Raw genomic sequence first — 9,015 nt, forward strand, 5'->3', positions numbered from 1 at the left:
AGACTGCCCCCGGGAGTGAGCGCCAGATCCCATTGACCCGTCAGCATCAGGCTTTTCATTGCGGTTCTCCGGTGCTGCCGCCGCCGGGCAGAACACCTGTGTGGGTATGGTGCATCTGCGATATGCCTCCGGCTGTCTGGTCGCCAGTGGAAGAAATCTTGCCATTGACCTGCAAATTGCCGTTGAGGGTAGATGTGGCACCCTCGCCGTTCTGCACATCCGTGGGGGCATTGCGGATAATTCCCCCAGGCGCGGTGATGACTAGCTGCCCGCCCTTGAGTTCCATTTTACCGCCAGCGCCATCGTCCAGAGTGATGCCATCATCGTTGACCATCACATATCGTTTGGGCGCTTTATTCAAAAAACCGCCGATAAAAAAACCGTCCCCCTTGTTGCACATACGGGCACTGCCGGGGTTGGTAGATTCCCCGTCCCGCTTTTCCTTAACGGATTCCGTGTCACGCATGGCGTAAACGGCAAGTCCGATGTCACCGGGCTTGGGGTCAACAATGACGGCGTTTTCCCCTCCCTGCGCGCGGAAATATGGCAGACGGAACAAGGTGCCTTGCTGGTGGCCTTTTCCGTCACCGGCAACCAGATTGACCAGGGGCTGCACACTGACAAAGCCCACGGGCTGCACTCCCTCGGCGGAAACGCTGATAACGCGCACGGGTTCGGCGGTATTGATGCCCTGCAACGCCCTCTGTATGAGGAAATCAAGAGCATTAAGGTCAGATGCCGGGGTGGATGCCCCGCGCTGTCCCTGCACTACACTCATGACTTTCCGTCCTTCTGATTTTGCTGCCCTGGGTAGGTTGCCTTGACCGCCGTTTCCCAGGAGGTCGCGCCTGGATACCCCGCCTGAAGCTTGTGTGACAGGCTTGATATCTGCCACAGGCCAGACGCCTTGGGCACCACGGATTCAATGCGGATAGGCCCGCCGAGTTTGCACTTGGGCTCGTAGAGCCCCTTGACGCTGATGCCATTGCTGTCAAATGACGGATAGCCAAACATGCCAGTATCCCCGCGCCACAAAGGCGTTGAGGCTCCGACATCTTCCCGCAGCATGCCAGGGGGCGCGATGATCATCTCGCCGTCATCAACCAGCAGGGCAATGCGGGCAGCATCGGCTATTTGGCGGGCCTGTTCCATCGGGCCACCCACCCAGCAGGTATTGCGAAGCGCGACATTGACCCCACGGTTAACGAAGGTAAGCCCCATCTGCCCGGCAATGCTTTGCAAGGTATTGCCCACATCCTGCGCGCCCTGGGCCGTGAGCGGCGGTACTGGCGTGAGCGAGGCCACAAAGCCGGTAATGCAGTCACAATCAAAGGTTGGATCTGGCGCTGCATTGAAGTTGGGCACGGCGCTCACGATATCGCCAGAGAACGCCAACGTCATGCCGTTCTGTTTGTCCCCGGCATACACGGCAATATGATTTTGGTCCGTCTTCAGGGGAGCAAAGGCCAGTGTGGTCAGGGTCTCCATATCCTCAAGAGGGAGGTTGTAGATACGGACTTTGGCCTTGTTCTTCTCCTTGCCGCCGGGCTTTGAGATTTCCACATCCATGCCAAGCCGGATGATTTTGGTATTGGCCGCCTGCCCGGTGCCGGGGTTGAAGCCGCCCTTGGCCAGAGTGATGCGGGCCTCCAGCATCTTGATTGTGTAGGATGTGTTGGCGCTCATAATGTCCCTTCCTCATAGGCCTGTGCTTCATCCGCGCTAAGCCAGACAAGCCGCCAGCGGTCACCAAGGCCCGTCCATTGCGGGTCTGCCGCGCCCTGCATATCGACAAACAGCAAGTCGCCAACAAATCCCAACCGGGGGTAACGCAACAACAACGTGCCCTCACGGGCAATGATGCCGCTGACCACGGCAACCTCATTGACTGCCAGGTCAACAAACAGGGCTGCGCCGTTGACGCCAACCATGCTGCTGGCCTCTGATTGGCGGGTGTACACGCGCAGGCTGCAATTCTGTCCGCCCAGCACGGCCTGTACGGTCTGGTTGGCTGTGGCGCGTAACGGAACGGTATTCATGATTTTTTCCTAAGCCAGTCTGTCGTGACTTTAAGTCCACTCTTCTTGGATACCTGTTTCTTCGTTGCATCATCGGCCTTGCCAGCCTGCTGTTTTCCTGCGCTCTTGTCCGCGCCGTCCCCGGCCTGCTTTACCTGCTCGTTGGTGTATTCCGGGCTGACCTGCCGGACTTCCTGCAAGGAAAGGCTTACCAGCAGCCTGTCCACGCCGTTTTCGCGTTTGCGGTCATAGTCAAACCCAACAACGGTGTAGTCCACGAACGTGCGTTCCGGCGTAATGATACTGACAAGGTCGGTACCTTCCTGAAGCTTGATCAGAGCATCAAGCATTGCGCCCAGCTCGCTGCTTTTACCTTTTTTGGCCAGGACAACGCCGACCTGCGTGGGGGCAACGGCCTTGTTGTAAACAACAAAGCCGCTTTTACCTGCGCGCTTCTCCACAGGACTGGATGCCACTTTAGACTCTGCCTTGACCGTACAGGCGAAAAATGTGTCAAAAGGTACGGCTACTTTGCCGTTAGTATCAAACAGGCTCCAGTTGCCGGGTGTGCCCGGCGGCAAGGCTGCAAACATAATTCCCCCTACAAACCGTATGCACCATCTGCCTGGGCCACACGGTTGGGCAGGCTTGCCGTGATATCGCGCGCAATGCCGTCCGCATCGGTGGCTTGGGTCTGCACTGTAATTTGCTGGATCGTGGTGTTGCTATCCACCTTGCGGGAATTGTCCACCGTGCCCGCCGGGCGCTGTACATCGCCAGCGCTGACCCGGGGCGTAGCCGCAGCAGCCAACGATTGAGGCAAGGCAGCACCGCCGTTGTCATCCGCGCTGCCCTCATTGCTCCAGCCAAGAAGATTCAGCGCCCACTCGGGCAAGGCATTTTTGAGGGCATTTTTGATATATCCAACGACAGCCCGGACAATATTGACCAAGCGCTGGTAGGCGGCACCGATGGCGTCCACAGCGTCCTTGTAGCTATAAAGCTGCCCACCACTGAACACGGCTCCAAGAAGTTGGCTAAGACCGCCGAGGAGACTAAAGAGCGCTGAAAATGTGTCTTTTATTCCTTCCCATATGATCTTTAAACGAGCGGCGATTTCATGCCCTTTACCAAACTGACTCCACAATCCAGCAAGAGCAGAATCTCCACCTTCAATATAAACCACCAAATCTTCAATAATCATCGCAAGACCGCCCACAAGGGCGATGATGGGCGCGAAAGGTGCTATGGCCGCCCATGCGGCTGTGGCCATTGCCCAGAGGGAGGGGGTGACTGCCACAGCGATAACGGCGGCAATGGCAGCAAGATAGACGGTGGCCGAGGATCCGTTGTCATGGAACCACTCTACAACACTGCTCAATGTTTCGATAAAATAACCCATTGCAGGTGCAATGCCGTGCCGGACTTTATCGCGGAGGCTTTCAAACTGGTTCTGGAGGCTTTGCTTCGCCGCCTGAACTTTACGGGTAATCTCAATATCCCGTTGCGAATACGCGGCGTTTTCCTTCCCGGCCTTGACCAGCTCTTCCAGGCCTTTTCGGCCCTGAAGCAGCATATTGACGGACTTTTCATCAAAGCCGGTTTTTGCCAGCAGCGACACGGCTTTTTGCCGATCCATCTTGCCGGTGGCGTCCGCAAGCCGCAAAATGCCTTCTTCTAAAGATACCGCCCGGCCTTTGGCATCAGTAAATCTGACGCCCATACCCGTCATTACGTCCTTCAGAGGGCCGGAACCGTTTTGCGCCAGTTCCTTCATGTTGCCGTCAAGGGTGGTAAAGACATCCCCAAGGGTCGAGGCATCCGCACCCGACTCAAGGGCCGCATGCCGCCAGCCTTGCCATTCGTCAACGCCCATAGCCAGTTTCTGGCTGGTTTTGTCTATGGATTCTGCGGTGGCGATATAGTCCGTTACAACCCCTTTCAGGGTGAGCACGCCCCCAGCAATCCCCGCAAATCCGGCAATTTTGCCGATAATGCCAGAAAGGCCATTACCAAAGGTTTGTATGTCTCCGGTCGCGCCAGCCAGATCCTTGCCAGCTTTTTCCGCAGACGTGCCAACGCCGTCTATGGCCTCGGCGGCTTTGTCGGCGACATCGCTGGTTTTATCCAGCTCGCCCTGGGCATCGCGGATTTCGCTTTTGAAGCCCACAGCATTAAGCAGCAGCTTGACGACAAGTTCACGAGCGGTTGCCATGAGTGCTCCAGCAGTTGGCGTTATGGGAATCCACGGCGGCTATCTCCAGCAGCATAAATGCGTCTTCAAGGCCATACACAGTCTGCAATTCGTTCAGGCTGGCCATGCCCCGGCTGATGGGCACGGCCAGACACCCAGGAAGGTTTACGTAGTCTGCGAGTCCTGGAGGGGGGCTAGGAGTCCGGACAGGCGGGAGGCAAAGCCCCCGCCGTTGTCGAAAAAATCCAGAGACAGCTTCAACACTTCGCCGCGAAGCCGCACCAGAGTTGCAACGTCCTCAACATGATTGTCCACATTGGCCGGGCGCAGCGTGATTCTGGCGTTGGGTTTGTCCGCATCGGGCATAATTGCCACCTGGGGCAGCAGTTCATCATACAGCGGCTCGACCTTATCCCAGCTTACATTTGACAGTGCACCCAGCCCAACGGACACCAGGGCCGAGGCGCTGGACGTTTTAGAGAGATCCTTTACCGCTGCATCCATCTGACCGTTGCCACCCATGAGCACCAACAGCGCCCGGGCGGCCCACTTTTCCACCTGGCTGGCGCTCATTTCGGTAACATGGAAGCTCTTTCCGGCATCACGTCCGGATTCAATGGTAATCGTAATTTCCTTACGCATGGGGGCGACTCCTACAGGCTGCTGGGCGTCCAGCTTTCAAAGGTGATGTTATAGGCCGGAGCCTGCAAGGTTTTGGCGGCATTGGGCATGGGCTGCGCAGCCGTGAGCGCGCCGCGCAAACCCGTAAATGTTTTGCCAATGCCCGGCACGATGAACTGTGCAGAGCAGACGTACACCTCCTTGGCGGCGTCCTGATATGCCTGCCAGTCATCAAAGACCGGGCGGCTTTTACTGTCTGCGGCCAGCGTTATGGTGATTTCCTTGGGGGTGGGGGTGTAGCCAACGCTCAAGTGGCCATCCACGCCCATTTCAGCCACCACCGGGTTGACCTGGGCAGCACTGACCATCGCATCCGTGCTGTAGTTCTCAATTTTCACGGGCGAGTCATACAGGCCCGGCACCGTGATAAATAGCGAGGCATTGGCGCTGGTTATGGTCTGATTGTTCTGGTTGTCCATGATGGCTCCTTACTGGATAGCCGTGGCGGGCAATACGATTTTCTGAATGCTGCCGCCATCGGTATAGTAAAATCGGCAGTCAGGTGTGCCGCGCTGGCCCCGAACGTTTGCGCCGGGGTCCTTGACCTGCATATACCAGCCCTGGCTTTCAATGGTTTTGGAAACGTCCGTGCCGATCTCCGCCAGCAACTGCACTTTTTGTGTCTGTGAAAGCGTGATGCCAGCGCGGATGGCCCCAAAGTTCTTGAAACGGTTGATGGTATCCAGGCAGGCGGTACGCACGGCCCCGTAGCCGTCTTCGTTGTACGGCAAGGATTTCACTGCCTTGAACAGATCAAGCAGGTTAAGCTGCAAGGCATCCTTGAGGGCAATGGCGTTGATATAGGTGTCTGCCCAATCCCACTTGCCGGAGACTTGCCCGGGCTGGAAGAACTTGAACTGGGCCGAGGCCGTGGCAAAGTCCGCATAGCAGTTGTACCCGTTATCCAGCAGGGCATCATACTGCTCATCATTGCCGCAGGTTACTGCCAGCCCTTCGCCCTGCTTGAATGCTAGGGTAAGCCGCCCGTTGTACTGGTCAAAATTGATACTGGCGATGGTGCCCATGACCCAAGCGGCAAGCTGGGCGCTATTGTACACGGGAATGGTGCCGTCAAGAGCAAGCTCGGAGTCAATGCGATAACCGGCCGAGGCCTTGGAACCCTGCACCTTGGCGGCATTGTCCGTGTCCCACATGGCATAGACGAATCTTGTGTCATAGCCCGCGCACCATGTGGCCAGTTCCAGCTTGTCTTCAAGCTGCGGCTCCCACGTGGTGGAAAAGCTCACCCAGTCCCGGGCGTAGTCGAGCACGTTTTTGCAGCAAGCTGTCAGCGTCTGGGCATCAATGCCCGGAGACTGCACGGCCCCGGCCTGTTCGGTAAGGTTAAGCAGTTCGGCAAGCCCGGGGGTTTCCCCCGGGGCGGCATAGCTGACGGACGAAGCCGCGCCGGAGGTGGCGCTGCTGATCTGGAACGCCTTGGTCTGGCTGCTGTATGTAACAGTTGCCGCACCATCAAATGTGGTGGTCAGGATCTGCGCCGCCTCGCTGAAGCTGGTGACGGTCGAAAGATTAATGCCCACAAGGCTGCGGGGCGTTCCGTCAATGCTGATGGTCAATGTAGCGTTGGCAACGGCCTTGAGGGCGGCAATATCGCCGTCATACGCCGCGCCGCGCAACCAGCCGGGTGCGGCAACATCGCGCCAGGGCGCAAATAAAATCTTGCCCGGCAGATAATCCGTGTTGGTATAGCCCTTGAAATACTGCGCGGCCATTGCAGCTTCCGGCGAGGTGTCGCCAAAATAGGCGGCCACAGCGGCAGCGGACGAAAACTGTAGAACCCTGGCCGATGGGGGCAAGGAGGATTTGGTGAGCACAAGGCCTGCGAAGGTGAGGCCCTTGGTGCCGCTGTCCATGACGCGGGGTACTATTTGTACGAGCTTGTCTGCATTGACGCTCATTGTCTGCTCCTAAGCCTGCGGGTGCAGGTGCAAGTTGACGTTGTCAAAGTAATCCAGGGGCACGGTGACATTGCTGTTGGCCTGTACCTCAACGGCGATCATCCACCGGGATTCGGCCTGCTCGCTGTCGTCAGCCGCCGTAAGATCCTGAGGCTCACTGACGGAGAGTGGCGCAAAACCATAGGGAGCCAGGGCATCACAGCCCACAATGTCTTGCAGCAAGGTGGATGCTGTGCGGGACTGCTCCTCCGCATTAGGCCCCACGAAATCCAGTTGCACTCTGCGGCTTTGGGGGCGCACCACCAGGGCTTGCCCCTGAACGCCTTCTTCCGGCCCGGTATACACATGCCCAGTAGTGCCGTGCGGCGTACCGCCCGATGGCGTGATCTGCACAAAATATCTTGTGCTGGGAGTGCTGACCCGATTTGTCCAGCCCCGCAAAATGGTTACAGGGCCGAGCCACACGGTCAGCGTATCACCCAGTGCTTTTACCAGGGCAGCGTCCAGAGGATTGCCGGTTACGGTAGCCATTACGGCCCGACCTCCGGGGCTGCCTGCTGGTTTTGATTATCTGGCCATGCACCCTCATCGGGCCGGGCATCGTCCATAACCGGCGGTTGGCTGTCGCCCACGGCTGGCAGGGGGCAGACACGCAAACGGATAACGCGCACCTTGGTCCATCCGGCCCCAGGAGCGAAGTCTTCCAGCACCTGATCCACCTGCCACTCATAGCCGTCAAAATAGAGCAGATCGCCCCCGCGCTCTGTGGTGCGGTCAAGGCCATACAACGCGCCGTAAGCATAGACATCACGCCACACGCTGCTGCTGCGCGCCTGCAAAAGCCATTGCAGGGTTTTGTCCGGTACAGGCTGCACCTGCGCGGACATTTCCACGCAGGGTTGCCATACAGGACGCTGCACATAGTCCGGGCCGATAGTCTGCCCGGCACTGCGCAGCACACGTACCTTGCGGTCAGGATGCACGGAGGTAATAACCTTGCGGGTGAGTGCATGCAGGTTCATTTTTTGTTCACCTCATGGGCGATGCTGCCCACATAAGCACCAGTTTCATACAAGGGGGCATTACCCACGCGCCCGCCAGTCTTGCGCAACTTGGCCTTGACCGTAGCAGGCTTGTTCGGCGGCGTTTTCCAAGAGCGTATGGACTTCACAATGTCTGCCCGCACAACTTCGCCAAGCTGCCCCATTGCCTGCACGGGATCCATGCCTGCCATAAGCAGGTTGCCCAGTCCCTCCGTGTATTTGGAGGCGTTGGCGTCCAGGGTTTCCCCCATTGCCGGACGGGCCGGAATTTTACCAGGCACACCAAACTCGTTGGCGGCGGCGTATTCAGCCACTTTTTGCCCTTTGGCATTGGTGGCGGCCTCAAGTACCCCCACCTTCAGTTCCAAAATCCCTTCAAGGTTTTCAAGCCCGGGGATGGCATCATCAAGCCGCAAGCTACCCCCGGACATAAAAACCTCCTGCTCGCCAGGGGCGCAGCAGCTCCCATGCGGTCAGGCCGCAGGGCGTCTGCTCCCACCATCGGCTGTTGGCGCGCTGCATGAGCGCAAGCCCGGCATTAACGCTGCCCTGGGCGGCGCTGGTGACGTTGCCCACCACATCGCCCCGGGCCTGCAAGGTGACCAGATGGCACAGCACGTAAGAGAGCGCCATTGCGCGGGTATCCTCCGGTATGCGAGAGCGGTCAGTATTGCCCACCAGCAGCTCCGCCACGGGCCACTGGGCCGTCAGCAGAGAATCAGGCGTAAGCGCCTCATCGCCAAACTGGGGAAACATTGCCCGCCACTCGGCTATATTCAGGGATACCCGCGCCATTACGATTTATCCGGCGTTGTGTTCAGGCTCTTGTCGGCGCTGGCCCCGTCAACCTGCACCTGTTCAAAGCCCGTTTTGACATTGGCCTGTTCGTTCGCCTGGGCGTCACCCTTTTTGGAGGGAGCAGCAAAGATGACGGGAGAGTCTTCGGAAAACATGGACATATGCCCATAGCAGGCCTTTATTTCTTCCCACTGTTCGGCGGTGAGGGTGGTCACGCCGTAGGCGGTGCCAGGGGCCGGATTGCCATTGGCGTCAACCAGTGAGGAAAGGGCTTTGCCCTTGAGCATGACGCGCCCGCACTTAAGGTCAAAGCAGACGCCCTGGGGCATCTTGCAATACACATCAATGGTCGCAGTAATATT

14 protein-coding genes are annotated in these 9,015 nt (G+C 58.1%); all 14 read right to left on the minus strand.

Going from position 1 to position 9,015, the window contains the following annotated elements; genetic code table 11:
* Window positions 1-55: 55 nt before the first annotated feature.
* Complete coding sequence (locus RBR41_RS14265; protein WP_320353335.1) at window positions 56-778, minus strand: hypothetical protein; 723 nt, start codon at window positions 776-778, stop codon at window positions 56-58.
* Window positions 775-1,686 carry a baseplate hub protein gene (locus RBR41_RS14270; RefSeq protein WP_320353336.1) on the minus strand — a complete coding sequence of 304 codons (912 nt, stop codon included), beginning with the start codon at window positions 1,684-1,686 and terminating at the stop codon, window positions 775-777. The genes RBR41_RS14265 and RBR41_RS14270 overlap by 4 nt, the downstream gene beginning before the upstream one ends.
* Window positions 1,683-2,039, minus strand: coding sequence for a phage baseplate plug protein (locus RBR41_RS14275; RefSeq protein WP_320353338.1), 357 nt, complete (start codon window positions 2,037-2,039; stop codon window positions 1,683-1,685). The genes RBR41_RS14270 and RBR41_RS14275 overlap by 4 nt, the downstream gene beginning before the upstream one ends.
* Window positions 2,036-2,611 (minus strand): phage baseplate protein, encoded by a 576-nt coding sequence (locus RBR41_RS14280; RefSeq protein WP_320353339.1) that lies wholly within the window; start codon window positions 2,609-2,611, stop codon window positions 2,036-2,038. Before RBR41_RS14280 ends, RBR41_RS14275 begins: the two co-directional genes overlap by 4 nt.
* An 8-nt stretch (window positions 2,612-2,619) precedes the next feature.
* A complete protein-coding gene (locus RBR41_RS14285; RefSeq protein WP_320353340.1) occupies window positions 2,620-4,188 on the minus strand; it encodes a hypothetical protein in 1,569 nt (522 codons plus the stop codon).
* Window positions 4,189-4,216: 28 nt separating this feature from the next.
* Entirely contained in the window at window positions 4,217-4,357 is a 141-nt protein-coding gene (locus RBR41_RS14290) for a hypothetical protein (RefSeq protein ID WP_320353341.1), read from the minus strand.
* A gap of 20 nt (window positions 4,358-4,377) precedes the next feature.
* Window positions 4,378-4,854, minus strand: coding sequence for a phage tail assembly chaperone (locus RBR41_RS14295; protein ID WP_320353342.1), 477 nt, complete (start codon window positions 4,852-4,854; stop codon window positions 4,378-4,380).
* 11 nt (window positions 4,855-4,865) lie between these two features.
* Window positions 4,866-5,312, minus strand: a complete 447-nt coding sequence (locus tag RBR41_RS14300; RefSeq protein ID WP_320353343.1) for a phage tail fiber protein — start codon at window positions 5,310-5,312, stop codon at window positions 4,866-4,868.
* A 9-nt stretch (window positions 5,313-5,321) separates the two neighbouring features.
* Window positions 5,322-6,812 carry a DUF3383 domain-containing protein gene (locus RBR41_RS14305; protein ID WP_320353344.1) on the minus strand — a complete coding sequence of 497 codons (1,491 nt, stop codon included), beginning with the start codon at window positions 6,810-6,812 and terminating at the stop codon, window positions 5,322-5,324.
* A 9-nt stretch (window positions 6,813-6,821) separates the two neighbouring features.
* On the minus strand, window positions 6,822-7,343 hold the full coding sequence (locus tag RBR41_RS14310) for an LIC_12616 family protein (protein ID WP_320353345.1): 522 nt from the start codon (window positions 7,341-7,343) through the stop codon (window positions 6,822-6,824).
* Complete coding sequence (locus RBR41_RS14315; RefSeq protein WP_320353346.1) at window positions 7,343-7,834, minus strand: hypothetical protein; 492 nt, start codon at window positions 7,832-7,834, stop codon at window positions 7,343-7,345. The genes RBR41_RS14310 and RBR41_RS14315 overlap by 1 nt, the downstream gene beginning before the upstream one ends.
* Window positions 7,831-8,286, minus strand: a complete 456-nt coding sequence (locus RBR41_RS14320) for a hypothetical protein (protein ID WP_320353347.1) — start codon at window positions 8,284-8,286, stop codon at window positions 7,831-7,833. Before RBR41_RS14320 ends, RBR41_RS14315 begins: the two co-directional genes overlap by 4 nt.
* A complete protein-coding gene (locus RBR41_RS14325) occupies window positions 8,273-8,650 on the minus strand; it encodes a DUF4054 domain-containing protein (protein ID WP_320353348.1) in 378 nt (125 codons plus the stop codon). The genes RBR41_RS14320 and RBR41_RS14325 overlap by 14 nt, the downstream gene beginning before the upstream one ends.
* A partial coding sequence (locus tag RBR41_RS14330; RefSeq protein ID WP_320353350.1) for a hypothetical protein occupies window positions 8,650-9,015 on the minus strand: 366 nt, incomplete at its 5' end. The genes RBR41_RS14325 and RBR41_RS14330, both read right to left, overlap by 1 nt.

The sequence above is a fragment of the Desulfovibrio sp. genome (assembly GCF_034006445.1).
Taxonomy (GTDB): domain Bacteria; phylum Desulfobacterota; class Desulfovibrionia; order Desulfovibrionales; family Desulfovibrionaceae; genus Desulfovibrio.

Coding starts and splice junctions, on each gene's coding strand:
- RBR41_RS14265 (WP_320353335.1), bottom strand. CDS start 778: ATGAGTGTAGTGCAGGGACAGCGCGGGGCATCCACCCCGGCATCTGAC.
- RBR41_RS14270 (WP_320353336.1), bottom strand. CDS start 1,686: ATGAGCGCCAACACATCCTACACAATCAAGATGCTGGAGGCCCGCATC.
- RBR41_RS14275 (WP_320353338.1), bottom strand. CDS start 2,039: ATGAATACCGTTCCGTTACGCGCCACAGCCAACCAGACCGTACAGGCC.
- RBR41_RS14280 (WP_320353339.1), bottom strand. CDS start 2,611: ATGTTTGCAGCCTTGCCGCCGGGCACACCCGGCAACTGGAGCCTGTTT.
- RBR41_RS14295 (WP_320353342.1), bottom strand. CDS start 4,854: ATGCGTAAGGAAATTACGATTACCATTGAATCCGGACGTGATGCCGGA.
- RBR41_RS14300 (WP_320353343.1), bottom strand. CDS start 5,312: ATGGACAACCAGAACAATCAGACCATAACCAGCGCCAATGCCTCGCTA.
- RBR41_RS14305 (WP_320353344.1), bottom strand. CDS start 6,812: ATGAGCGTCAATGCAGACAAGCTCGTACAAATAGTACCCCGCGTCATG.
- RBR41_RS14310 (WP_320353345.1), bottom strand. CDS start 7,343: ATGGCTACCGTAACCGGCAATCCTCTGGACGCTGCCCTGGTAAAAGCA.
- RBR41_RS14315 (WP_320353346.1), bottom strand. CDS start 7,834: ATGAACCTGCATGCACTCACCCGCAAGGTTATTACCTCCGTGCATCCT.
- RBR41_RS14320 (WP_320353347.1), bottom strand. CDS start 8,286: ATGTCCGGGGGTAGCTTGCGGCTTGATGATGCCATCCCCGGGCTTGAA.
- RBR41_RS14325 (WP_320353348.1), bottom strand. CDS start 8,650: ATGGCGCGGGTATCCCTGAATATAGCCGAGTGGCGGGCAATGTTTCCC.